The following is a 24,161-nucleotide window of genomic DNA, read 5'->3' as shown; positions in this document are numbered from 1 at the left end:
GGGGCGGGCTGCTAGCCGGCTCGCCCTATGCCCTTGACGGCATTCAGCTGTTGATCTTTTTGTGCGCAGCGCGAATTGGCGCTTGAGATCACCGCCCGGCTCGGCTAAGTACCCCCTTGCAAAGCGGATGACTGCAAAGTATGTTCCGCGCCACTTTGCAAGGCCATTTCGCCTTGCTGCTTGTGCAGACGTAGCTCAGTTGGTTAGAGCGTCGGATTGTGGCTCCGAAGGTCGGTGGTTCGAATCCACTCGTCTGTACCATCTCCTCCTCTGCGAATTTGCTCCCAGATCAAGCAAGGGTTACACGACCCTGCGGCGGAGCAATTGCGGGCAATTAAAGTCCTGTTTCAACAGCTGCCGTGATCTTCGCCGTGGCGTAAAAACGCCTTCACCAGCGCCAAACGGATCTGGCCAAACGGCAGCAGCCACGTATAGTGGGTGAGCCTTCTACCCGGCTGTGCCGCGATCCGTCTGCCCCGGACGCGCGGGCGGCGCGGGTGGGATCCGGGCATGGACCTGTCCCAGGCCGAATGCGCGAACACTTGGTGTAAACGGCAGGACTGTGTTCAAAGGAGAACATCAATCGCATTCCGGTCAGCCGGAACCGGCGCAACTGACCCGACGGATGCGGGCCCCGGCGCTGGTCCGGCGCGCCGTTCGGGGTCATCATGGACGAACTTTCCCTTGCAACGCTGGCGCTTCTCGCCGGCACGCTGCTTGCCACCGGCTTTGTCACAGGCATCATCGCCGGCCTCCTGGGTGTCGGCGGCGGCATCGTCATCGTGCCGGTGTTCTACTATGTGCTGCCGCTGATCGGCGTCGCGGACAGCGTCACGATGCATCTGGCCGTCGGCACCTCGCTGGCCACGATCATCGTCACCGGCGCTTCCTCGGCGCGGGCGCACATGAAACGCGGCAGCGTTGACAAGGCCCTGTTGAAGCGCTGGTGGCTGCCGATTGTTGCCGGGACCGTGGCTGGCGGCGTGCTGGCGGGCAATGTCTCGGGTGGCATGCTGACGCTGATCTTCGGAACGGTTGCCCTGCTGGTCGCCCTTAACATGGTGCTGCGCAAGGAAGGCTCCGGCATTGCCGACAGTCTGCCGGGCGCCCCCTTCCGCGAGCTGCTCGGCTTCATCATCGGCGGCATTTCGGTGATGATGGGCATCGGCGGCGGCACGCTCGGCGTACCGATCCTGACCCTTTTCTCCTATCCGATCCGCCAGGCCGTCGGCACGGCTTCGGCCATCGGGTTGATCATCGCAATCCCCGGCACCCTGCTGGCAATCTACTATGGCTGGGGCCATCCGGATCTGCCGCCCTTGTCACTCGGCTACGTCAATCTCGTCGCCTTTCTGCTGATCGTGCCGACCTCGGTCTATTCGGCCCCGATTGGCGCAAAACTGGCGCATACGCTGCCGCCGGCCAAGCTGCGGCTGGTGTTTGCCGCCTTCCTGTTCTTCACCGGCGCCCGCATGATCTGGGGTGTGTTCGGCTGATGGGAGGACGGGCACCGATTACCGCCGAAGGCATGTGGCTGGGGGCGCGGCTCACCGTGCCGCTCGTGCCGGGCATCATCACCTTTGCTGCCGTGTTCGGCACCGTCTGCGCCCAGAAAGGGCTGACGATTGCCGAGACGATGCTGATCAATTCCTTCGTCTTTGCCGGGGCATCGCAGTTTGTCGCGATGGAGCTCTACCGCGATCCGGTCACACCCACCGTGCTGATTGCCATGACGGGCATCGCGGCGGCAGTAAACCTGCGCATGCTGTTGCTGGGGGCGTCCTTGCGTCCCTGGCTTGGCCAGTCACCGGCCTGGCAGGTCTATCCTGGCCTCTATTTCCTGACCGACATGAACTGGCTGCTGGCCCTGCGCTACCATGCCGAGGGCGGGCGCGACTGGGGCGTCTATTTCGGCAGCGGCATCCTGCTGTGGCTGCTGTGGACCGTCTCGGTGGTGCCGGGCTACTACCTCGGCCAGCTTTTTGCCGAACCTCAGAAATGGGGGCTGGATCTCGTCATGCCCGCCCTGTTCATCACCATGCTGGTGCCGATCTGGAAGGGCCGGCGGCAAACGCTGAGCTGGCTCGTCGCGGCCTTTGTCGCGGTGGCAAGCTGGCAACTGATCGGCGGCTACTGGTTCGTGCTGACCGGTGCCATCGCCGGCGCTGTAGCCGGCGCCTTCATTGATGACCCGGAACCGAAGGAGCAGGCCCGTGGCTGAGAGCGCCTGGACAATCGACGGTCTGTTCTTCCTCACCGTGCTGGCCATGACGGCGGCGACCTATTCCATGCGGGCGGGCGGCTACTGGATCATGGGCCGGGTGCCGCTGACCCCGCGCGTAAGGCGCGGACTGGAATCCCTGCCCGGCGCCATCATCGTCTCCACCATCCTGCCGATCGCGCTGAAGGGCGGCATCCCGGCGGCTCTTTGCCTGGCGGTCGCAGCCGCCGGAATGGCAGTGCTGCGCAAGGACATCATCGCCGTCTTCCTTGGCGTTGCAGCAGCGGCGGCGGCACGAGCTGCCGGCATCTAGGGCAGCTGCAGTGCAGCCCTTGCCGCGGCAAGCGCCGTCTCCCGGTCGGCTCCACCCGGCAGGACAGTCCAGTCCATCCGGCCGAGATCATAGGACAACTGGCGGGTGACGATTTCGGCGGTGGCATCCGATGCGTCCCCCTTGCGTGCGGTGACGCGCGCCTTCAGCACCGCCGCATCCGCCTCAAGCCACAAGCCCTTGAAGGGCAACTCCATAGCCTGCGCCAGGGCAGCAACGGCGGCGCGCTCCTCGGGCTTCGCATAGACGGCGTCGAGGACGACAGAATGGCCGGCAGCAAGCGCAGCCCGGGCCTTTTCAAGAAGCGCGCCATAGACAGCATCACTGGCAGCCTGTGTGTAGGCGGCGGCCGGGGCAGGCTCGGTCTCACGCAGGCCAAGGCCGCGCTTGCGCTCCACATCCGAGCGCAGCACCCTTGCACCAGGCAACGGCTTCAACTCTGGCGCAAGGGCATGGGCAAGTGTTGACTTGCCGGACCCGGACAGGCCGCCAACGGCAATCAACCACGGTGTTGCCGGTTCAAGCGCCCTTTGTGCCAGATCGAAATAGGCAAGCGCCGCAAGTTGCTGGACCCGGGCGGCGGCAGCTTCCTGCTGCATGCCGATGCTTGCCGAGGCAATCTTGGCGCGGATCGCCGCGCGCATGGACAGATAGAATGGCAAGGCTGCAAGCCCTTCCTCCCCATGCGGCAAAGCGGACTGGTCGAGGTAACGGTTGAGGAGATGACAGGCCGGACCAGCCTGGCCCCGCTCGACAAGGTCCATCAAGGTAAAGGCAAGGTCATAGAGGACATCCCCCGTGGCGATCGCCTCATCAAACTCCACGGCATCGAACAGAACTGGCTGACCGTCAATCAGCGCCACATTGGCAAGATGCGCATCCCCGTGCGCGAGGCGAACGAGGCCCTGCTCTCCGCGCCAGTGCACCAGCGGCGTGATCCGCTTCAGCGCTCCAACGGCTGCAGCCGTCAGGGCGTCGGCCTGCGCCGTGTCAAACAAGTGCGGTGCGGCGCGAAAAGCGGCTTCATTCTGGGCCGTAAAGGCAGCAAGATCGGCAAGCCAAACGCCGGCATCCCGGCGGAAAGCCCCTGCATGGGCGGCGGCCAGTGTGGCTGCCAGGGCATCGATCAGCTTTAGCGGCAACGGGCCGGCATCTGCCAGGCGGTCCAGCGTCAAGGTCTCGTCAAACCGTCGCATGTGTACGAGGGGTTCAACCAGCGTACCGTGGCCATTGAGCCCAAGACTGCCGTCAGCCTCCCGCGTGATCGAAGCCTCGCCGAGATAGAGATCGGGCGCAAACAGGCGATTGCGGCTGAGTTCGGCCGCGACAGCCGACCGCCGCAGCTCAAGGGTCGAATAATCGAGGAACGGAAAGCGCACGGCGCGTTTCATCTTGTAGGCGTCCGGTCCAATCAGGAAAATGATGTTGGCATGGGTATCGATGCGGCGCGCATCCGGGGTGCGTGCTGCGATCTTGTCGAGAGCGGCAAGGGCTTCACTCTGAAGCATGGCGTGGCTGGCACTGGACTGTCCGGTCTGCATTCTGGTCTCCGCAACTGACCCCTCAGACAGACTGTGCCGAGCCGGACAGGGGCAACTTGATCCTGCTCAAGGAACCGGCACAGAACTGTGACAGTCTGGGGTGGATGACGAAACCGGCAAAACGTCGGTTCGCACGGAGGGATACGCCCATGACCGAGAGCCTTGGCCTGAAGAAGATACGCCTCAACCTCGCCCGCACGAAGGATCATCCCAACGGATCCGCCCGGCATGGCTATGAGTTCACGGCGCCGCTGGACGAGACCGGCCATATCGATGCCGCAGCCTGGAAGAAGGCGCGGGCCCATTGCCGGGTGCGCCGGTTCTGGGGCAGCGAGGAAGAGGAAATCGGCCATCTGGTTCACCGGCCAGGCGGCTCCTGGGCCTTCCACTATGACATCGAGGGGGAGGACGATGACGAGGCCGGATATCGTTTCGGCACGCATGCCTTTGAACCGGGGGAATATGTGTCGATCCGCGACGAGGACGGAGAAATGCACACGTTCCAGGTGGTCACGGTGGTCAACGTGTAAGCCGGTGGACTGGAAAATCTTCCCGCTTTCCTAACGTTACATCTACAGGAATGTCGTTTTCCAGTGTTACAATTGCGGAGTAACGAGCGCGCCAGAGGGCCGGCAAAGAGCCTTCGCCCTCCGGCCGGGCTCACGATTGTAGAGGTCGGCCAGATCGGTTGACGGTATTTTTCAAGGGTGGAACACGACCATGGGTTTCTTTGATTTTGTGAAGGATGCGGGCAAGAAGCTGTGGGGCAGCGATGAGCCGGAGGCCACCAGCGCCGAAGCCATCGAGAAGGAAGTGGCCGCGCTTGGCCTTGATGGCGACATCAAGGTGGAAGTCTCGGGCGACAAGGTGAAGATCGCCGGCGCCGCTCCGACCCAGGAAGCCCGCGAAAAGCTCATTCTGGCCGCCGGCAATGTGCTGGGTATCGCGTCGGTGGAAGAAGAGATCACCGTCGCGACAGCCGAACCGGAAGCCCGGTTCCACACTGTTGCCAAGGGCGACACGCTGTGGAAGATCGCGGAAGACACGCTCGGCAAGGGCGGCCGCTATATGGAAATCTTCGAGGCGAACAAGCCGATGCTCAGCCACCCGGACAAGATCTATCCGGGCCAGGTTCTGCGCATTCCGGGTTCGGCCGTCGCCTGACAGGGATTTGCACTCAGCGGCGCGCGGCTTTCTGCTGCGCGCCGGTGTTTGTTGAAACACCTCGGCCACACCCACATCATCCCGGCCAAGCAAAGCGCAGAGCCGGGACCGGAGAGCCGGGGTCTTGATAGTTCAGAGAGTTAACACTGGAGAGACCTTGCCTCTCCGGTCCCGGATCTTCGCTTCGCTGCGTCCGGGATGACCACAGAGGCGGCGTCAGCAATCCGGCGCGCAAGGTCCGGCTGCGCGCCGTTTTCATTCCAAAGCGGCGCATGATCCGGCCATGTTGGCGGAAATAGCGCATCAGATTGCTCGCCAGCATTCCAATTTGGAATAACCCCATTGCAAAAAGCCGTGCATGTGCGCCCCGGCTTGCGTGTCCTGGCGGCTCGATCTGCGCTATAGGACGGGGAGATTCCCTTGCGGGGTGCCCCGCAATGACGGCGGGTGACGAACATGGCGCAGAAGACAGGCGGGCAGCTCCTCGTTGAGGCCCTTGAAACCCACGGCGCAGAGCGCGTGTTCTGCGTGCCGGGCGAAAGCTATCTCGCCGTTCTCGACGCCCTGCATGATGCGAAGATCCCCATCACCATCTGCCGCCAGGAAGGCGGCGCGGCGATGATGGCGGAAGCCCATGGCAAGCTGACCGGCCGTCCCGGCATCTGCATGGTGACGCGCGGCCCCGGCGCTACCAATGCCTCTGCCGGCGTACATGTGGCGGCGCAGGATTCGACGCCGATGATCCTGTTCATCGGCCAGATCGAGCGCGGCATGCGCGAGCGCGAGGCCTTCCAGGAAGTCGACTACCGGCAGATGTTCGGCGGCATCGCCAAATGGGTGGCCGAGATCGACCACGCCGAACGCGTGCCGGAGTTCATCTCCCGCGCCTATCACGTCGCCACCTCCGGCCGGCCTGGGCCGGTGGTGCTGGCGCTGCCGGAAGACATGCTGGTGGATCTTGCCGAGGTGAGCCAGCCGCAGCCCTGGCGGCAGGTGGAAACCCATCCAGGCCTGACCCAGATGGCCGACCTGCAGAAGCGCCTGTGGGCAGCGGAACGCCCGATCGCCATCCTCGGCGGCAGCCGCTGGACCGAGGAGGCGGTGGCTGCCTTCACGCGTTTTGCCGAGCGTTTCGACCTGCCGGTCGCCTGTTCCTTCCGCCGGCAGATGCTGTTCGACAACCTGCATCCGAATTACGCCGGTGATGTCGGCATTGGCGCCAACCCGAAGCTGCTGGCACGCATCAAGGCCAGCGACCTGATCCTGCTCGTCGGTGGCCGCCTGTCCGAGATGCCGAGCCAATCCTATTCGCTGCTGTCGATCCCCGTGCCGGCGCAGCAGCTGGTGCATGTGCATCCGGACCCCGAGGAACTGGGCCGCGTCTACCGCGCCAGCTTGCCGATCAATGCCGCGCCGACCGGCTTCTGCAAGGCCGTCGAAGGTCTGCAGCCGCCGACCGCGCCGAAGAACGCCGGACAGGCCGCCGAAGCCCATGCCGACTATCTGGCCTGGTCCGGCGCACGGCCGCAGACGCCGGGCGCGCTGCAGATGGCCGGCGTGATGGAGCACATCGAGGCCGAGATGGCCGCGGACACGATCTTCACCAATGGCGCCGGCAACTATGCCACCTGGCTGCACCGGTTCCACCGCTTCCGCCGCTTCGCCACGCAGGCTGCGCCCACCTCCGGCTCGATGGGCTACGGCCTGCCCGGCGCCATTGCCGCCAAGCTCGCCTTCCCGGAGCGCGACGTCATCTGCTTTGCCGGCGACGGCTGTTTCCAGATGACCATGCAGGAGCTGGGCACGGCGGTGCAGGACAATGCGGCGGTCATCGTGCTGGTGATCGACAACGGCATGTATGGCACCATCCGCATGCACCAGGAGCGGCATTATCCCGGCCGTCCCTCCGGCACCAAGCTGGTCAATCCGGATTTCGCAGCCCTTGCCCAGGCCTATGGTGCCCATGGCGAGACGGTGCGGGAGACGGCGGAGTTCGGGCCCGCCCTCGCCCGGGCCAAGGCCAGCGGCAAGCCGGCGGTGCTGCATCTGCTCATCGATCCGGAAGCGCTGACGCCGGCGGCCTCGCTGTCGCAGATCCGGGCGGCGGCAGAGGCGGCCAAAGCCTGAAGCCACCGCTAGAAACCACCGCCTGAATCCGTTTCGTCTTGATGCGCGTCAAAGTCTGGACACGACAATGGACCTATTGTCGGATGTGACAGGCTCGACGGGAAGCCCAACGGACGGAGGAAGCACATGGCTTTGAAGGATATTCTGGCGATCACCGATCTTGCCGGCGACCAGACGGCAGCCAAATATGCAATCGACCTTGCCGCGCGCTGCGATGCGCATGTGACTGGTCTGGCGCTGGCCTTCGAGCCGGTCGTCCCGGCTTTTGCCGCAGCCCCCCTGCCGGCCGACTTCATCGAGGCCAGCCGGCAGCAGGCTCTGGCCGCCGCGCAGGCGTCGCTGGCCGCGTTCAACGAACTGACCCGCCTTGGCGGCGTCAAAGGGGAAGGCCGGCTGGCCGAACTGATGACCGGCGGACCGATGGAACCCGTGCTGCGGCACTGCCGGCTGACGGACCTGATCGTCGTCGGTCAGGAAAACCCGGACAAGCCGGAGCCGATGCGCGAATTGCTGATCGAGACAGCGCTGTTTGAAAGCGGCGTGCCGGTGCTGCTGGTGCCCTACATTGGCGCGCCGTCGCCGAAGCTGGACAGCGCGCTCGTCGCCTGGGATGGCAGCCCGACGGCCACGAGAGCCGTACATGCTGCACTGCCGATGCTGTCCCTTGCCAAGAAGGTAACGGTCCTCATCGTCAACAAGGGCCGCAAGATGGCCGGAGAGCCCGGCGCCGACATGGCGACCTATCTCGCCCGCCACGGCCTGAACGTGACCGTTGACGTGGTGACCAACCCGCAGACCTCGGTCGCCGACACGCTGCTCAACTATGTCAGCGACAACGGCAATGATCTGGTGGTGATGGGCGGCTACGGCCACAGCCGGGTGCGCGAGTTCCTGTTCGGTGGCGCAACCCGCGATATCCTCGCGTCCATGACCGTTCCGGTCCTGATGGCGCACTGAGATAGGCCTCACAATACCGTCCTTCCCCCTTTGGGCAGGCTATCGCATATGTGGCCAGACGCTTTTCGAGGTGTCTCAGCCCCCCTCCCCCTCGTGGGGAGGGGTAAGGGGGGGGGGCACGGCAGGTCGTTTGGTCATAAAGCGTCTGATGAAAGCCAAGTTAGGAACGTGAACCCTGGATTTTAGTCCTCTCCCCCCACCCCCAAGCCCCTCCCCACGAGGGGGAGGGGAGCGGAGAGGCCTCGACCGGGTTTGATTCTAGGCTCAGTCCCTGACATCGATTAAGTGCCAGACTTCATATGTGATAGCCCTGCGTTGGCGGGGGAGGCGCGTCCTGCGGCAATCACGCAAACGAAATACAAACCGGGTACTGACTTGATTGTCGTCTTGCTGCTGACGAAATGAACCAGCATCAAGGCCATGCTCAAGGAGGCCGCCGTGACGATCCGCAACCTGGAAGCCGCGTTCCAGCCGAAGAGCATCGCCCTTGTAGGACCGAACCGGCACGGAGACGCCGTTCTGCGGCACCTCCTCCACCGCCTCGCTGCAGCAGGCTTTCCGGGTGCAAAGGCACTGGTCAGCATCACAGTCCCCGAAGACATCGATCCGTCTGGCTACACGATCGCCAGTTCCCTTGCCGATCTTGGTTTTCCTGCCGATCTCGTCGTCTATCTGGGTCCGGCGGACTTGGCTGAGGACCTCACCACGACGGCCAGCATCATCGGCGCCCGGGTTGTCCTGTTTGCGTCTGCCGGTTTTGACAGCTTTCCCGAGGCGACCGTTGCCGCCTGCCTGCGTGCTGCCAGGCCGCAACGCCTGCGGCTGATCGGTCCAGGCAGCATCGGGCTGGCCGCGCCGCATGCCAGGCTTGATCTGCTGGTGACGCGGGATCCGCCACTTGCCGGCGATCTGGCGCTGATTGCGCGGTCCAGCGCCATCGTCAATGCCACCGTCACCTGGGCCAAGGCCCGCAAGCTGGGGTTCTCCGGCATCGCCGCGGTCGGCCAGCGCTCCGACGTGGATGTGGGCGACCTCATCGACTATTTCGCCGCCGACATACGCACGCGGGCCATCCTGTTGCATATCGAAAGCCTCAGCAATCCGCGCAAGTTCCTGTCAGCCGCCCGCGCAGCTGCGCGTGGCAAGCCCGTCGTACTGGTGCGGACAGGCCGTAGCCGTGATGCCTTTGCCACCGGCAAGACCCACGCCGGCAAGGTCACGCAGCGCGATCCGGTGTTCGAGAGCGCCCTGCGCCGGGCCGGCATCCTGCGCGTCGGCGACCTCGACGAGATGTTCGAGGCGGTCGAGACGCTGACACGTTTGCGTGCGCCGCAGTGCCGCAAGCTGGCAATCATCGCCAATGGCCGCAGCCTGGCGACGCTGGCGGCGGACAAGCTGATCCATGGCGGCGGTGAAATGGCCGAACTTGCCGAAGAAACGCGCGCCAAACTTGCGCCTCTCGGGCGGCCAGAAGCAGTGCCCGGCAATCCGATGACCCTGCCAGAGGCGGCCGGCCCCGAGGCCTTTGCCGCCGCGATCGGCGCGGTTCTCGCTGATCCGGCTCCCGATGGGGTGCTGGTGCTGGCTGCGCCCAATCCCTTCATTCCGGCCGGCGACATCGCACAAGCCATTGCAGCAGCGGCGAAAGCTGACCTGAAACGGCTGGGCCGGCGCAAGACGTTGATTGCCGCCCTCATCGGTGAAGATCCCCTGCCTCGCAGTGCGCTGGACGAGGCCAAGGTACCTGTGTTTGCCAGCCCGGCAGAAGCGGTCCGCGCTGTCCTGCACCAGATCCGCAGCGCCGAAGCGCAGGAGGCGCTGATGGCGGCACCGCCCAGCTTGCCGGCGGATTTCACGCCCGAACCGGACAAGGCCCGGCATTTGCTGCGCCATGTTCTGGCCGACGGACGGACGATGCTCGACCCGCGCGAGACCGCCGACCTGCTGGCCGCCTATGACATTCCGATGATCGAGACGCATCTGGCCGCCGATTGTGATGCGGTGCGGGCGCTTGCCTTGGACATCCTGACCCGCCATGCCGCGCTGGTGGTCAAGGTCTGGTCACCGGACCTGCCATTCAAGTCCGACATCGACGGTCTGCGGCTGCGGCTGACATCGGCCGAGGCTGCCGAGACGGCAGCGCGCGACATGGCCGCTGCGATCATGGCCAAGTACCCGCAGGCCCGCATCCATGGCTTCACCGTTCAGGCCATGCACGACGCCCGCCAGACCCTGGAAGTATTCACCGGGATTGCCGACGAGCCGCTGTTCGGACCGGTCATGGTGTTCGGCCAGGGCGGAACCTCGGTGGAAGTTTCAGCCGATGTCGCCCATGAGCTGCCGCCGCTCGATCTCAATCTTGCAGACAACCTGATCGGCCGGACGCGCGTCTCCCGCCTGTTGCAGGCGCATCGGGGCCAGCCAGAGAAGAACCGCGCCGCCGTGGCCCTCACCCTGGTCAAGCTGTCGCAGATGTCGGTCGACTTGCCGGAACTGAAGGAACTGGACATCAATCCGCTTGCCGTCGACGCCAACGGGGTGACTGCTCTGGATGCCCGGGTGGTGCTGGGCGAACCAGCCCGGCAGGCCGGCCGGAGCGGCGCTTCGCGGCTTGCCATCGCGCCCTATCCGAAGGAGTGGGAGCAGGTCATGCCGCTGAAGGACGGTTGGGAGGTCTTTGTGCGGCCGGTGCGGCCGGATGACGAGGACCTGTTCCGGACCTTCTTCGAACAAATTTCGCCAGATGACCTGCGGCTGCGCTTCTTTGCGCCGGTAAAAGACTTCAATCACAAGTTCCTCAGCCGCCTGACCCAGCTCGACTATGACCGGGCCATGGCACTTGCTGCGATCGATCCACAAACCGGGGCTTTGCTCGGCGTTGTGCGCCTGCATGCCGATCCGGACCACCGGACGGGGGAGTATGCGGTGATGGTGCGTTCGGACCTGAAAGGCCGAGGACTTGGCTGGGCCTTGATGAAACTGATCATCCGCTATGCCCAGGTCGATGGCATCGAAACAATCAAGGGCGAGGTGCTGAAGGAAAACACCAGCATGCTGGCCATGTGCGGTGCGCTCGGCTTTGCCATTGCAACTTCCCCGGACGACGCAGCGATAGCCATCGTCACGCTACCGGTGCACGCGGCCGTTGCACGACTTGATACGCCCTGAACGCACCTTCCCGGCGCAAGCCCGATTGGCTAGGGTTGGCGGATCTTGTTGCCAAGCCCCGACTGGACGGTTGTTTCATGCTGACCCTTGCCGCCCTTGAAGACGCCGCCCGCATCGTCTATCGTCATATGCCGCCAACGCCGCAGTATGTCTGGCCCCTTTTGTCAGAGGCGGTCGGGGCAGAGGTCGCCGTCAAGCACGAGAATCATACGCCGGTCGGTGCCTTCAAGGTCCGCGGCGGGCTCGTCCATCTGGCTCGGCTGGCGCAACAACTTCCGGCCGGCAGCGGCGTGATTTCAGCGACACGAGGCAACCATGGCCAGAGCCTCGCCTTCGCGGCCCGCCAGTTTGGCCTGACCTGCACCATCGTCGTCCCGAAAGGCAATTCGAAGGAGAAGAACGCCGCCATGCGGGCGCTCGGTGCCGAACTGATCGAGTTCGGCGAGGACTTCGATGCGGCGAAATCCCACGCCATCGAGCAGCAGCAGTCGCGGCGCTTGACCTTTGTCGCCTCGTTCCAGGCCGACCTTGTCGCCGGCGTTGCCAGCTATGCGCTCGAGTTTCTCCGGGCCTTTCCGCGTCTTGATGCCGTCTATGTGCCGATCGGGCTTGGGTCGGGCATCTGCGGCATGATTTCCGCCCGTGACGCGCTCGGGCTGAAGACTGAAGTGGTCGGCGTTGTTTCGGACCGGTTCGACGGCTACGCGACCGCGTTCGAAACCGGCCAGATCCGCGACACAGGGGCCGCGTTCAGCTTCGCCGACGGCATGGCGGTTCGCGTCGCTGATCCCATTGCCCTGGCCGTGATCCGCGGCGGAGCCTCACGGATCCTCAGGGTCAGCGACCACGACATCGGCCGCGCCACGCGGCTTCTGTTCCGGGCAACGCATAACCTGGCCGAGGGCGCAGGCGCGGCAGCGCTCGCTGCACTGATGCAGGAGAAGGACAAGATGGCGGGCCGCAAGGCCGGGGTCGTTCTGACCGGACAGAACATCGACCGGGACTGGATGGTCGACATTCTTGCCGGCGGCACGCCGCTGCCCGGTCGGCCCAAGCCATTGGCGGAGCCAGCCGGAACTGACTGAAAAACCTGCATGTTTTACTCATATTCACATTACAATAATTCTAAACTATTGATTTCTCAAGTTTTCTTGACTTTCCGGAACGTTACACTCATATATCCGCCCGTACTGTCCTCTCATCGAGGACAGGGTTCCCAGGGCCTTTACCCCTGCCGACTGGAGGATATCATGGCGTTCAATGCACTTTCGACCCTCGCCCGCCGCGCGCTGCTGGCGACCACCTTCGTGGCCGTTGCCGCTCCTGCTGCGCTCGCTGACGGTGAAGTGAACATCTATTCCTACCGCCAGCCGACGCTGATCCAGCCGCTTCTGGACGCTTTTACCGCTGAAACCGGCGTGAAGACCAACGTGATCTTCGCCAACGAGGGCCTTGAAGAACGTATCGCTGCCGAGGGCGCAAATTCTCCGGCCGACGTGCTGCTGACGGTTGACATTGGCCGCCTCGATGGCGCCAAGCAGGCCGGCATTACCCAGCCGATCGTGTCCGATGTCGTCAAGGAAAACATTCCCGCGACCTATCTGGATCCGGAAGGCCATTGGGTCGGCCTGACGACGCGCGCGCGCGTGATCTATGCCTCCAAGGACCGCGTCCAGCAGGACACGATCACGTATGAGGAACTTGCCGATCCGAAGTGGAAGGGCAAGATCTGCACCCGCTCGGGCCAGCACGTCTACACCATCGGCCTCGTCGCCTCGATGATCGCCAACAAAGGCGCTGAAGAGACCGAAAAGTGGCTCGTTGGCCTGCGTGACAACCTTGCCCGCAAGCCGGCCGGCAACGACCGCAGCCAGGTGCAGGGCATCAAGAACGGCGAATGCGACATCTCGCTCGGCAACACCTATTACATGGGTGCAATGATGACGAACGAGAAGGAGCCGGAACAGAAGGAATGGGCCGCTTCGGCCAAGATCCTGTTCCCGAATGCGGCTGATCGCGGCACCCAGGTGAACATCGCCGGCATCGTCATGGCCAAGAATGCCCCGAACAAGGACAATGCGCTGAAGCTGGTCGAGTTCCTGTCGACCCCGAAGGCGCAGCAGATCTATGCCGAAGCAAGCCACGAGTACCCGGTCACCCCGGGCACCGAGCCTTCGGATCTGGTCAAGTCCTTCGGCACGCTGAAGGCTGACACCCTGCCGCTGGCCGAAATGGCCAAGAACCGCAAGGCTGCCAGCGAACTGGTCGACAAGGTCCGCTTCGATGATGGTCCGGCCAGCTGAGACCTGAACTGAACCTGTCAATTCCGGGCGCCGCGAAACCATCGCGGCGCCCTCTTGCATTTGAAGGCCGCAGCAGGCTTATGGCAGGACGATGACGAATGCCTCCCCCTCCCCTGTTCAGCCCCGCATGTCCGCCGGCGTGATGCCGGCCCGGACCGGTGACCGGCTATGGCAAGGGCTGGCCTGGATTGCGGCAGCTATCGTCCTGATGCCGCTGATCTCGCTTGGCGTACTGGCTTCAGGCTCGTCAGACGGGGTGTGGGGCCATCTGCTCACGACCGTCCTGCCAGGATCGCTCAAGACAACCTTCCTGCTGATGCTGGGCGTCGGGCTTGTCACGACGATAACCGGGGTCTCGACAGCCTGGCTCGTCACCATGTGCCGCTTTCCGGGCAGGGGTCTGTTCGACTGGGCGCTTCTGGTGCCACTGGCGGTGCCGACCTACATCATCGCCATCGCCTATGTGGAAGTGCTGCAATATTCCGGTCCGGTGCAATCCGCGATCCGGTCCGTGTTCGGCTTCACCTCGGCGCGGGACTACTGGTTCCCAGAGTTACGCTCGCTGGGCGGGGCGATTTTCGTGATGTCGGCCGTGCTCTACCCGTATGTCTACCTGACAGCACGGGCGAGTTTCCTGCTGCAGTCCGCCGGCACGCTGGATGTCGCCCGTACCCTTGGCGCCGGCCCGTTCCGGGTGTTCGCCAGGGTGGCGTTACCCCTGTCGCGCCCGGCCATCGCCGTTGGCGTGTCACTGGCGCTGATGGAATGCCTCAATGATATCGGCGCGGTCACCTTCTTCGGCGTCAAGACGCTGACCTTCTCAATTTATGACACCTGGCTCAACCGCTCGAACCTGACCGGAGCCGCACAGCTCGCCTGCGCCATGCTGGTCGTCGTCTTTGTGCTGCTCACTCTGGAACGGCACGCAAGGGCGCGGCAACGGTTTGACCAGTCGCGCGGCAAGCACCACGCCCCAACACCCTACCGCCTGACCGGATGGCGCGCAGGGGGGGCCATGCTTGCCTGTGCACTGCCGGTGTTCCTGGGTTTCGTTGTCCCGGCAAGCCTCTTGGCCGAGCGCTCCAGCCGCCGGCTGGAGATGCTCGCAGACCCGGCTTTCCTGAGGGCTGCGGGGAACAGTACCCTGTTGGCCATCATCGCCAGCCTGGTCATCGTCACGCTGGCGGTGGTGCTTGTCTACGCTGTTCGATTGCGCAAGTCGGGCCGTTTGCGGCTCGCCTCCCGGATTGCCGCGGTCGGCTATGCTGTGCCGGGCACTGTTCTGGCGGTCGGCATTCTCATTCCGCTTGCCCGCTTCGACAACGGCCTTGATGCCATCATGAAGCAGATGTTCGGGTTCGGCACGGGGCTCTTGTTGCTCGGATCAGGCGCCGGGCTTGTCTATGCCTATACCGCGCGTTTCCTGGCAGTGGCACATGGACAGGTCGAGGATGGATTCAGCAAGATATCTCCGCATCTCGACATGGCGGCCCAGACCCTGGGCCGGCGCGCGACCCGCATTCTTGCAGAGGTGCACCTGCCGCTGCTGAAGCCGGTGCTGTTGTCGGGGCTGCTCATCACTTTTGTCGACTGCATGAAGGAACTGCCTGCGACCATCCTGTTGCGGCCGTTCAACTTCGACACATTGGCAACAACCGTCTTCGAGGCCGCATCGCGCGAGGCCTTCGAGGATGCCGCCCTGCCGGCCCTGACCATTGTTCTTGTCGGGCTGGTGCCGGTCATCCTGCTGGCGCGAACCAGTGCCCGTACCTACCGGGATGCGGTGTCGCGCCGGACGTCCGCCAGCACGGATCAGACGGCGGTCGGTCGGGCCTGAGCCAACCGGGCGCTGTCAAGGGGCGCCACCGGCTTGGTCGCGCCGAGGAACGGCTGACGCCAGGCAGCAAACATTGACGCAGCCATCGGCATGCTGAAGAGGTATCCTTGCGCCGTCTTGCAACCGCAAGCCCGCAGGAACTCCAGTTGCTCCTGCGTCTCCACGCCCTCTGCAACCACTTCGTAGTTCAGATTGCGGGCCATCACCAGAATGGTCTCGACGATCCGCTGATGCCGCCCCTCCTCACCGGTGCCGGCAATGAAGGAGCGGTCAATCTTGAGGGTGTCGAAGGGCAGGTTCTGCAGGTGGGCAAGGCTCGAATAGCCCGTGCCAAAGTCATCGATCGCAAAGCGGATACCCGCTGCGCGCAACCGCTGGGTCGCCGCGCATACAAGATCCGGATTGGCCATGGCCACGGTCTCGGTGAGTTCCAGTTCCAGCATCTCGGGCGGAAAGCCGGTATCCCGCAGAATTCCCAGAACGCGGTCGGTATAACCCGACCATTCCAATTGGCGCGTTGAGACATTGACAGCGAGCGGCAAGGGGTGGCCCGCATCAATCCATTCGCGCCCCTGGCGACAGGCCAGTTCAAGCACCCTGTCCCCCAGTCGCAGGATCAGGCCAGTCTCCTCGGCGATTTCGATGAAGGCAACAGGAGCCAGCAGGCCGCGCTTCGGATGGTTCCAACGCGCAAGCACTTCAGCGCCCGTTACCTTGCCGCCGGCACAATCGACCTTGGGCTGAAAGAAAATCGTAATCTGGTCACTGGCCAGCGCGACCCGCAGTTCCGTTTCCATGCGCAGCCGTTCGCGGGCCTCGACATCGCCGTCCGTGCGATTGAAGATACGCAGCGCGTTTCCGCCGGCAGCCTTGGCCGCGTACATCGCAATGTCCGCATGCTTGAGGATCGCGGACATGTCAGCACCATCGTCCGGATAGACGGCAATGCCGATGCTCGCACCAACCGACAGTTCCTGTCCATTGACACGGCACGGCGTTTCCACCGCATGCAACAGCTTTTCGGCAAGCGACGTGGCTTCGCCATACCCCGGCTCATGCAGAGGAATGATCAGCGCAAACTCGTCGCCGCCAAAGCGTGCCATGCGGCGCAGCGGTCCATGCGGCAAGGCGCCAGGACGCACCTGCATCTGTGGCCCAAGCAGGATCGCTTCAAACCGCTCGGCAATCTGCCCGAGAAGCAGGTCGCCGTAGTCATGGCCGAAACTGTCATTGACCCGCTTGAACCGGTCGAGGTCGATGAACAGGACCGCCATCCGGCGCGGGCTGCCATCTGACAGGAGTTGCCAGCGCTGGAAATGCTGACGGAAGAATTCCCGGTTCGGCAGGCCTGTGACGCCGTCCATGAAGGCGAGCTTGTTGATCTGCTCCATGTTGGAACGGATTTCATCGACCATGTTGCTGTAAGCGCGCGCAAGAACGCCGATCTCATCGATGCGCTCCACCGGAAACCGGGTACTGAAGTCGCCCGCACTGATCTGATGGGCAACATTGGTCAAGTGTTTGATCGGCTTCAGGAACCCGTTGCCAAACTTCAGCACCACGGGAACAGCCATCGCGAGCAACATCGCAGCGACTGCGGCATTGCGTTGCCAGATCCGGGACAGGATCTCGAAAAGCTCCGGATGACGCGCACTGACAAGGACGGCACCGGCAACAACACGCCCGTCACGGCTCCAGACCGGCATCGCCACCTGGACAAGGGGCCCATCGACCTCTTCGATCGGTTGGGAGGTCTCGATTGTCTGCAGCAGCAGCGGATCAATGGGAACACGGTCGAACAGGCTGGTGGCCGGATCGGAATCGATCAGGATCGTGCGCCTGGGATCATAAACCTTGGCAACCGTGATCATGCCGCTGGCGGCGATGCTCTCCAGTTCCTGGGCCAGGATGAGATAGTGGTGATTGGCAAGTTGCGGCGTCGCCAACCGGCTGACGGTATTGGCAATCGCCTGGACGTTGGCGAGCGACTTGGTTTCCTCGTCGCGATAGTCGAGATAGCTGGCCGTTCCGACCATGATGACGATCATGATGGCACAAAGGGAGACAACGAAGAAGGTGAAGCGCGTGCGAAGGCCCGATGCCCGCCGCAGGGCCCAAATCTTCAATCTCGCCAGTTGTTTCCGCATATGCCCCCCTGATCGCGTGATGCGATCCGTGCCGGCATGTCATGGCAGAAAATCATGTCGGCCCGATTGACGCAGCGCAGCAAATCAATCGAAGCCCGTAAACCAGGCAGGACAATGAGCTGGCTAATTTAATGCCGTGGAGAGCTGCCTGTTCGAGGCATAAAAGCACGGCAGAAAAAATGTTGCCGGCAAATATAAGTTAACCGGCAGTCGCTCAAGCCAGATACCAGAAGTCTGAAAGCGATCCAAAACGGAACAAATTCCAGAAATTCAAAACATCCAATTCCGGAAATAGTGCAATTCGATCAAACAAACTATCCGTTACGTCAAGAAGAAATTCAGGCGGATCAATTAATTGATCCGCCTGAATACAGAATCAGAACTTGAGGGAGGCTTCTGTGGCCGCCTTCACTTCATCTTCGGTTACGTCCTTGGCCAGCTCGACAACTTTCAAGCCGTCAGGGGTAACATCAAACACACCGAGATTGGTGATGATGCGGTCGACACAGCCAACACCAGTCAGCGGCAGGGTGCAGGCTTTCAGCAGCTTGCTTTCGCCCGCCTTGGACGCGTGGTCCATGATGACAACCACGCGCTTGACCCCGGCCACGAGGTCCATCGCGCCGCCCATGCCCTTGACCATCTTGCCCGGGATCATCCAGTTGGCGAGATCGCCCGTCTCCGACACTTCCATAGCACCCAGGATCGACAGATCGATGTGGCCACCACGGATCATGCCAAAGCTGTCGGCGGAGGAGAAATACGAGGTCTGCGGCAGCTCGGTGATCGTCTGCTTGCCGGCGTTGATGAGGTCGGCGTCGACTTCGTCATCGGTCGGGAACGGCCCCATGCCGAGCATGCCGTTCTCCGACTGCAGCGTCACGTGGACGCCTTCGGGGATGTAGTTGGACACCAGCGTCGGGATGCCGATGCCAAGGTTGACGTAGAAACCGTCTTCCAGTTCCTGCGCGGCCCGCTGGGCCATTTCGTCACGAGTCCAGGCCATTGCTCAGTCTCCTCGGCTTCAGGCGGCGCGGGTGGTGCGCTTTTCGATGCGCTTTTCGAAGGTGCCGACCACGATGCGGTCAACGAAGATGCCCGGAGTGTGGATCTGGTCCGGATCAAGATCTCCGATCTCGACCAGTTCCTCGACTTCGACAACCGTCACCTTGCCGGCGGTCGCCATCATCGGATTGAAGTTCCGCGCCGTCTTGCGATAGACGAGGTTGCCTTCCTTGTCGGCCTTCCAGGCCTTGACCAGCGACAGGTCCGACACAAGCCCGGTTTCGAGGATGAAGGTCTCGCCGTTGAACTGCTTGTGTTCCTTGCCTTCGGCGATCAGCGTGCCCACACCGGTCTTGGTGTAGAAGCCCGGAATGCCGGCGCCGCCAGCGCGGATGCGCTCGGCCAGCGTGCCCTGCGGGTTGAATTCAAGTTCGAGTTCGCCGTTCAGGTACTGCTTCTCGAACGTGGCATTCTCACCCACATAAGACGAGACCATCTTGCGGATCTGGCGCGTCTGCAGCAGCAGGCCGAGGCCGAAATCGTCCACGCCGGCGTTGTTGGATATCGCCGTCACGCCCGTCACGCCGCTGTCGCGCAGGGCGACGATCAGGTTCTCGGGGATCCCGCACAGGCCGAAACCACCGGCCATGATGGTCATTCCGTCAAACACAAGGCCATCCAGCGCGGCCTTTGCGTTCGGGTATACCTTGTTCATCGTTGTCTCCTCAAAACCGACCGGAACAGGCGTCGCGACCGACGCGCGCGACCGGGCTGACACCTGGAAGGCTGCTCCTCCCGCCCAGGCCCGGCCACCACACCGACATGACGCCGCGGTCAGGTTGCGACGCAACAAGACCGGTATTTTCCGCCCACGTCAACTGTCTGAAGGCGGGATAGCACAATTGAACAGGTCTCCGCTGGCGGGCAGTGACACGTCTTGTATCCCTGGAAAACAAGGCGTCCGGTTCGTTCGTGCCTCAGGCACTTTGCGCAGGCGCCCCGGGTGCCGAAAGGCGTGCCGTCTCGTCGCGCAGCCGGCGCGCAATTGCCTTGAGCCGCCGCAAAGCCAGATAGGCAGTCCCCGCCGTCGTCAGGGGGCGGGCATAGGCGTGGATCGGCCAGGGGTCGCCGCCGAAGCGGGTCTTGTAGAACTGGACGCCAGAGCCAAAGCACAGTTCGGTGAAGCCATTCTGGCCGGCCCAGTCGATCAACCGCGCAAACAGGACAAGGCCGGGCGAGAAGCGGCGCCATTCCTCACCACCCATGGAGATCAGCATGGCGGACAATGCGCTGCCTCGAGACAGCGCACAAATGGCCCCGGCAACGCGGGTCTCGTCCCTGAGGGCAAACAGACGTAACGGACAGTCCGGGCCATATTCACGCAAGAGACTGTCGATATAACTGGACTGCGCCGGCTCTTCTTCGAGGGTATTATACCACTGCTTTTCCTCGAAGCGGTGTTGCCGCTGCAGCCGGAGCTGATCGAGAACAAAGATACGGTCTTGTTCAGACCGTGCCTCGACAAAATGGATGCCAGCAGCCTCCAGCTTGCGGTACTTGCCGCGCGCTTCCTTGTAGACGTGCTTGCGGCGCCAACCGCCCGGTCCCTCGCCCGCCGTCAGGTCGAGCGCATAGATCGGATCCTGCACGAGTTCGGTCGGCAGGGCATGCAGCGGGTTCGGGCGACCGGCAATGCGCGGCGGGACCTTTTTCACATCGATCAGGTCGACGTCAGAAAGGGCATCCTCGACAAATCCCCATAGCAGGTCGGTGAGCGTGTCATCCAGCTCGATGTCGCCGGCCAGAACAGGGGCGCATTGGTCCACGAGGCCGAAGTCCGGAATACCGCCCATCTTGACCGGGCCACGCCGGAACACGACCAGAGGTATCAGCATCACGGACTGGCTAGTGCTGGCCTCGCAGACCTCGACAATCCGGAGCTCTGCGCCTTGAGCGGCAAAGACATGTTCCGCCATCGTGGAAAGCACCGCCGGCGTCTGAAACGGCGTTGAAACGGCACCGCCCGGCAGGGCGTGCCAGAGCGTGTCGAGAAAAGCGCGGTCCGGGTCTCTGTGCAGCCGGCTGATCAGCCTGTTACCAGCATCCGGTAATCTGTACATGGGCACGCGACAATCCGGGGCACGAAGTTGCATGGTCGCCCCTGCACGCCACCTGTCACGAAAATGCAACCGGTACGTGCTCAAGAGCACTCAACAACACCCTAGCCTTGATGTCTTTATCAATGCTTGATGCCCGAACTATTTCGCTGAATCCCCGTGGAAACGCGCAGACAAAGAAAAACCCGCCAGATGCAACGCATCGGCGGGTTTTCTGTCTCAGAACATTTTCCAGGCAGCGCTCAACCGGTAGCGGCAGCTGCGCGGCGTTCATCCCGCTCACGGAGCATCTCCTGGCGCCGTGTTGCCAGCGACGCGATGACGACGGCAACGGTCACAATACCAACCAGGATGGTACAGGCTGCATTGATTTCCGGTGTCACGCCAAGGCGCACCTGGGAGTAGATTTTCATCGGTAGCGTTGTCGCGCCAGGGCCGGTGGTGAAGCTCGAGATCACAAGATCATCCAGCGACAGCGTGAAGGCCAGCATCCAGCCGGCGATCACGCCCGGCAGGATCAGCGGCAGGGTGATGACAAAGAAGGTCCGGGCCGGCGGGCATCCCAGATCCAGCGCGGCCTCTTCCAGTGAACGATCAAAACCGACGAGCCGCGACTGCACCACCACCGCGACAAAACACATGGCGAAGGTGGTATGCGAGATGATGATCGTCCAGAAACCGCGCGGCTGGTCAATGGCCACGAACAGCAGCAGGAACGACAGGCCGAGGATGATTTCGGGCATCACCAGCGGTGCGTAGATCATGCCGGAAAACAAGGTCCGGCCCCGGAAGCGGCCGATACGGACCAGGACCAGGGCAGCCATTGTTCCGAGCACGGTCGCCAGCGTCGCCGACAGGAACGCCACCCGCAGCGACACGAAAGCAGACTCCAGCAACTGATCATTGTTCAGGAGTGCAACGTACCACTTTGTCGAGAACCCGCCCCAGACGGTCACGAGACGGGATTCGTTGAACGAGAAGACCACCAGGATCAGGATCGGCAGATACAGGAACGCAAAACCGAGCACGATAGAGGTGATGTTGAACCAGGAAGGGCCCGTCCTCATGCCGCCTTCTCCGCTGCTTTGTGCTGGTAATGCTGGAACAGCACGATGGGAACCACGAGGATGAGCAGGAGCACGACGGCCACAGCCGAGGAGACCGGCCAGTCACGGTTGTTGAAGAACTCCATCCACAATGTCTTGCCGATCATCAGGGTCTCCGACCCGCCCAGCAGATCCGGGATCACGAACTCGCCGACCGCCGGAATGAAGACCAGGAAACACCCGGCGACCACACCCGGCAAGGACAGCGGGAACGTGATGGTCCAGAACGCCTTCCAGGGCGGGCAGCCAAGATCCTGCGCGGCTTCAAGCAGGGACTCGTCCATCTTCTCGAGGCTCGCATAGAGCGGCAGCACCAGGAACGGCAGATAAGAATAAACAATGCCGATATAGACCGCCGAGTTGGTGTTGAGGATGATCAGCGGCTCGCTGATCACGCCAAGGGCCAGCAGCAACTGGTTCAGAAGACCCTCATTCTTGAGGATGCCGATCCAGGCATAGACGCGGATCAGGAACGAGGTCCAGAATGGCAGGATCACAAGCATCAGCAAGGTCGGACGCCAGGCTTTCGGGCTGCGTGCCATGCCATAGGCAATCGGATAGCCGACCAGCAGGGTCAGCAGCGTCGAGGTGCCGGCGATGACGACACTGGACAGGTAGGAGCGCCAATAAAGATCATCTTCAGTCAGCCAGACGTAATTGGCGAAACTGAAGCCGGACAGCGTCTCGAAGAAACCGCTCACGCCGGCCGACCAGTCGAAAGTCGGGGCATAGGGCGGGATGGCGACGGCGATTTCCGACAGCGAAATCTTGAAGACGATGAAGAAGGGCGCCAGGAACAGCACCAACAGCCACAGGAAAGGCACGCCGATCACGAAGAGGCGTCCCAGTCTTGCCTTCACCTTGTCCGCACCGATTGTTTCCATGGCACATTCCCTTTCCGGATCGGCCGTCAGGCGGTGAGAATGACGCCGGCATCGCGGGCCCAGCACAGGACCACATGATCATCCCAGGCAATCGGCCGCTCGACGAGGCGGGTGCGGTTGGTGACGGTCGAACGCAGGGTCTGCGCATCCCCGAGGCGCGAGTGATAGATCGAAACGTCGCCAAGGTAGGCGATGTCCCAGACTTCGGCCCCGACGGTGTTCACGGCCGGCGCCCCGGCCTGGCCGACTTCGATCTGCATCTTTTCCGGGCGGATGGCATACCAGACGGTATCGCCGACTGCTGCGGAGGTCTCCTGGATCGTGTCGATGTCAAAGCCGCCCCAGGCATCGACAGCCCGCAGCAGCGTTCCGCCTTCGACCTTGGCCGTTACCCGGGCCTCGATCAGGTTGATGTCGCCGATAAAGTCGGCCACGAAGCGGGAATTCGGCATTTCATAGATTTCACCGGGTGTTGCCACCTGGATGATCTCGCCCGCGTCCATCACCGCGATCCGGTCGGCCATGGTCATGGCCTCTTCCTGGTCGTGGGTGACGACGAGGAAGGTCATCTTCAGCTCTTCCTGCAGGTTCATGAGTTCGAACTGGGTCTCCTCGCGCAGCTTGCGATCAAGCGCGCCGAGCGGTTCGTCGAGCAGCAGAACTTTCGGACGCTTTGCCAGCGAGCGGGCGAGCGCAACGCGCTGGCGCTGGCCACCGGACAACTGGTGCGGCTTGCGCTTGGCGAATTTCTCCAGCTTGGTCAGGCGCAGCATCTCGGCGACGCGCTCGGCCATCTTGTCCTTTGCCATGCCATCCTGCTTGAGACCAAACGCAATGTTGGCCTCCACGCTCATATGCGGGAACAGGGCATAGGACTGGAACATCATGTTGGCCGGACGGCGATACGGCGGGACACCGGCGAGCGACTGCCCGTCCAGAAAGATCTCGCCTTCGGTCGGCGTCTCGAAGCCGGCGAGCATGCGCATCATGGTCGTCTTGCCGCAGCCAGATCCGCCGAGCAGGGCGAAGAACTCGCGCTCGTAGATCTTCAGGCTGAGGTTGTTGACGGCGACAAAGTCGCCGAACCGCTTGGTAACATTGCGAAATTCGATAAAAGGAACGGATTGCGGGTTCTCCCAGGGCGCAAAGGCCCGACGCACCGGTCCAACGGGTTTCTTGGCCAAAATCCATCCCCTCGCAAACCCGCCAGCGGCTCCGGCTGCTCGCCAATGGCGAGCCGTCCACCCGTGCCG

Annotated in this window: 19 protein-coding genes and 1 tRNA gene; 12 read left to right on the top strand and 8 right to left on the bottom strand. The window is 63.0% G+C overall.

All coding sequences use genetic code 11. The features are described from left to right. Positions 1–184 precede the first annotated feature (184 nt). The 4 genes from ACTIFE_RS03140 (at position 185) to ACTIFE_RS03125 (ending at position 2,534) form a co-directional block, all read left to right on the top strand. Positions 185–261, top strand: a tRNA-His gene (locus tag ACTIFE_RS03140). Between the two features lie 407 nt (positions 262–668). Further along, the gene (locus tag ACTIFE_RS03135; protein ID WP_439527712.1) at positions 669–1,496 is read left to right on the top strand and encodes a sulfite exporter TauE/SafE family protein; all 828 of its coding nucleotides are present in this window, start codon (positions 669–671) and stop codon (positions 1,494–1,496) included. Then, positions 1,496–2,221: an AzlC family ABC transporter permease gene (locus tag ACTIFE_RS03130; RefSeq protein ID WP_439527711.1), complete on the top strand. Its 726-nt coding sequence runs from the start codon at positions 1,496–1,498 to the stop codon at positions 2,219–2,221. Before ACTIFE_RS03135 ends, ACTIFE_RS03130 begins: the two co-directional genes overlap by 1 nt. Further along, on the top strand, positions 2,214–2,534 hold the full coding sequence (locus ACTIFE_RS03125) for an AzlD family protein (protein ID WP_439527710.1): 321 nt from the start codon (positions 2,214–2,216) through the stop codon (positions 2,532–2,534). The genes ACTIFE_RS03130 and ACTIFE_RS03125 overlap by 8 nt, the downstream gene beginning before the upstream one ends. Here the strand turns inward: ACTIFE_RS03125 and ACTIFE_RS03120 are convergent. Then, a complete protein-coding gene (locus tag ACTIFE_RS03120; RefSeq protein WP_439527709.1) occupies positions 2,531–4,093 on the bottom strand; it encodes an AAA family ATPase in 1,563 nt (520 codons plus the stop codon). The two genes, ACTIFE_RS03125 and ACTIFE_RS03120, sit on opposite strands and share 4 nt — an antisense overlap. A gap of 149 nt (positions 4,094–4,242) precedes the next feature. Here ACTIFE_RS03120 and ACTIFE_RS03115 point away from each other — a divergent pair, with 149 nt between their 5' ends. From ACTIFE_RS03115 to ACTIFE_RS03080, 8 genes are all read left to right on the top strand, one after another. Continuing rightward, positions 4,243–4,623, top strand: a complete 381-nt coding sequence (locus ACTIFE_RS03115) for a hypothetical protein (RefSeq protein WP_439527708.1) — start codon at positions 4,243–4,245, stop codon at positions 4,621–4,623. 190 nt (positions 4,624–4,813) lie between these two features. After that, the gene (gene lysM / locus ACTIFE_RS03110; protein WP_439527707.1) at positions 4,814–5,257 is read left to right on the top strand and encodes a peptidoglycan-binding protein LysM; all 444 of its coding nucleotides are present in this window, start codon (positions 4,814–4,816) and stop codon (positions 5,255–5,257) included. A 456-nt stretch (positions 5,258–5,713) separates the two neighbouring features. Beyond that, complete coding sequence (locus ACTIFE_RS03105; protein ID WP_439527706.1) at positions 5,714–7,384, top strand: thiamine pyrophosphate-binding protein; 1,671 nt, start codon at positions 5,714–5,716, stop codon at positions 7,382–7,384. Between the two features lie 126 nt (positions 7,385–7,510). Beyond that, on the top strand, positions 7,511–8,341 hold the full coding sequence (locus ACTIFE_RS03100) for a universal stress protein (protein ID WP_439527705.1): 831 nt from the start codon (positions 7,511–7,513) through the stop codon (positions 8,339–8,341). 438 nt (positions 8,342–8,779) lie between these two features. Further along, positions 8,780–11,509, top strand: a complete 2,730-nt coding sequence (locus ACTIFE_RS03095; RefSeq protein WP_439527704.1) for a bifunctional acetate--CoA ligase family protein/GNAT family N-acetyltransferase — start codon at positions 8,780–8,782, stop codon at positions 11,507–11,509. Positions 11,510–11,586: 77 nt separating this feature from the next. After that, positions 11,587–12,594 (top strand): threonine dehydratase, encoded by a 1,008-nt coding sequence (locus ACTIFE_RS03090; RefSeq protein ID WP_439527703.1) that lies wholly within the window; start codon positions 11,587–11,589, stop codon positions 12,592–12,594. 165 nt (positions 12,595–12,759) lie between these two features. Then, the gene (locus tag ACTIFE_RS03085; RefSeq protein ID WP_439527702.1) at positions 12,760–13,812 is read left to right on the top strand and encodes a Fe(3+) ABC transporter substrate-binding protein; all 1,053 of its coding nucleotides are present in this window, start codon (positions 12,760–12,762) and stop codon (positions 13,810–13,812) included. 91 nt (positions 13,813–13,903) lie between these two features. Next, positions 13,904–15,649 (top strand): ABC transporter permease, encoded by a 1,746-nt coding sequence (locus tag ACTIFE_RS03080; protein WP_439527701.1) that lies wholly within the window; start codon positions 13,904–13,906, stop codon positions 15,647–15,649. On the opposite strand, the gene ACTIFE_RS03075 is transcribed toward ACTIFE_RS03080, so the two are convergent. The 7 genes from ACTIFE_RS03075 to ACTIFE_RS03045 all read right to left on the bottom strand — a co-directional run bounded on the left by ACTIFE_RS03075 (position 15,625) and on the right by ACTIFE_RS03045 (position 24,092). Beyond that, positions 15,625–17,775, bottom strand: coding sequence for a putative bifunctional diguanylate cyclase/phosphodiesterase (locus ACTIFE_RS03075; RefSeq protein ID WP_439527700.1), 2,151 nt, complete (start codon positions 17,773–17,775; stop codon positions 15,625–15,627). The two genes, ACTIFE_RS03080 and ACTIFE_RS03075, sit on opposite strands and share 25 nt — an antisense overlap. Positions 17,776–18,172: 397 nt before the next feature. Beyond that, positions 18,173–18,802, bottom strand: coding sequence for a CoA transferase subunit B (locus tag ACTIFE_RS03070; RefSeq protein WP_439527699.1), 630 nt, complete (start codon positions 18,800–18,802; stop codon positions 18,173–18,175). A gap of 18 nt (positions 18,803–18,820) precedes the next feature. Continuing rightward, a complete protein-coding gene (locus tag ACTIFE_RS03065) occupies positions 18,821–19,516 on the bottom strand; it encodes a CoA transferase subunit A (protein ID WP_439527698.1) in 696 nt (231 codons plus the stop codon). Positions 19,517–19,778: 262 nt separating this feature from the next. Then, on the bottom strand, positions 19,779–20,921 hold the full coding sequence (locus tag ACTIFE_RS03060) for a GNAT family N-acetyltransferase (RefSeq protein ID WP_439527697.1): 1,143 nt from the start codon (positions 20,919–20,921) through the stop codon (positions 19,779–19,781). A gap of 239 nt (positions 20,922–21,160) precedes the next feature. Further along, positions 21,161–21,985, bottom strand: a complete 825-nt coding sequence (locus ACTIFE_RS03055; protein WP_439527696.1) for an ABC transporter permease — start codon at positions 21,983–21,985, stop codon at positions 21,161–21,163. Next, entirely contained in the window at positions 21,982–22,908 is a 927-nt protein-coding gene (locus ACTIFE_RS03050; protein WP_439527695.1) for an ABC transporter permease subunit, read from the bottom strand. The genes ACTIFE_RS03055 and ACTIFE_RS03050 overlap by 4 nt, the downstream gene beginning before the upstream one ends. Positions 22,909–22,934: 26 nt before the next feature. After that, a complete protein-coding gene (locus tag ACTIFE_RS03045; protein WP_439527694.1) occupies positions 22,935–24,092 on the bottom strand; it encodes an ABC transporter ATP-binding protein in 1,158 nt (385 codons plus the stop codon). Positions 24,093–24,161: the final 69 nt, after the last annotated feature.

Origin of the sequence: Pannonibacter sp., assembly GCF_051860505.1 — a bacterium.
GTDB lineage: Bacteria > Pseudomonadota > Alphaproteobacteria > Rhizobiales > Stappiaceae > Pannonibacter.
This window is presented reverse-complemented; position numbering and strand designations above follow the sequence as displayed.

What these genes read in the sequence shown, in the direction of transcription:
- ACTIFE_RS03135 (WP_439527712.1), top strand. Translation starts at nt 669, where the DNA reads ATGGACGAACTTTCCCTTGCAACGCTGGCGCTTCTCGCCGGCACGCTG.
- ACTIFE_RS03130 (WP_439527711.1), top strand. Translation starts at nt 1,496, where the DNA reads ATGGGAGGACGGGCACCGATTACCGCCGAAGGCATGTGGCTGGGGGCG.
- ACTIFE_RS03120 (WP_439527709.1), bottom strand. Translation starts at nt 4,093, where the DNA reads ATGCAGACCGGACAGTCCAGTGCCAGCCACGCCATGCTTCAGAGTGAA.
- ACTIFE_RS03115 (WP_439527708.1), top strand. Translation starts at nt 4,243, where the DNA reads ATGACCGAGAGCCTTGGCCTGAAGAAGATACGCCTCAACCTCGCCCGC.
- lysM (WP_439527707.1), top strand. Translation starts at nt 4,814, where the DNA reads ATGGGTTTCTTTGATTTTGTGAAGGATGCGGGCAAGAAGCTGTGGGGC.
- ACTIFE_RS03105 (WP_439527706.1), top strand. Translation starts at nt 5,714, where the DNA reads ATGGCGCAGAAGACAGGCGGGCAGCTCCTCGTTGAGGCCCTTGAAACC.
- ACTIFE_RS03100 (WP_439527705.1), top strand. Translation starts at nt 7,511, where the DNA reads ATGGCTTTGAAGGATATTCTGGCGATCACCGATCTTGCCGGCGACCAG.
- ACTIFE_RS03090 (WP_439527703.1), top strand. Translation starts at nt 11,587, where the DNA reads ATGCTGACCCTTGCCGCCCTTGAAGACGCCGCCCGCATCGTCTATCGT.
- ACTIFE_RS03085 (WP_439527702.1), top strand. Translation starts at nt 12,760, where the DNA reads ATGGCGTTCAATGCACTTTCGACCCTCGCCCGCCGCGCGCTGCTGGCG.
- ACTIFE_RS03080 (WP_439527701.1), top strand. Translation starts at nt 13,904, where the DNA reads ATGACGAATGCCTCCCCCTCCCCTGTTCAGCCCCGCATGTCCGCCGGC.
- ACTIFE_RS03070 (WP_439527699.1), bottom strand. Translation starts at nt 18,802, where the DNA reads ATGGCCTGGACTCGTGACGAAATGGCCCAGCGGGCCGCGCAGGAACTG.
- ACTIFE_RS03065 (WP_439527698.1), bottom strand. Translation starts at nt 19,516, where the DNA reads ATGAACAAGGTATACCCGAACGCAAAGGCCGCGCTGGATGGCCTTGTG.
- ACTIFE_RS03060 (WP_439527697.1), bottom strand. Translation starts at nt 20,921, where the DNA reads ATGTACAGATTACCGGATGCTGGTAACAGGCTGATCAGCCGGCTGCAC.
- ACTIFE_RS03055 (WP_439527696.1), bottom strand. Translation starts at nt 21,985, where the DNA reads ATGAGGACGGGCCCTTCCTGGTTCAACATCACCTCTATCGTGCTCGGT.
- ACTIFE_RS03050 (WP_439527695.1), bottom strand. Translation starts at nt 22,908, where the DNA reads ATGGAAACAATCGGTGCGGACAAGGTGAAGGCAAGACTGGGACGCCTC.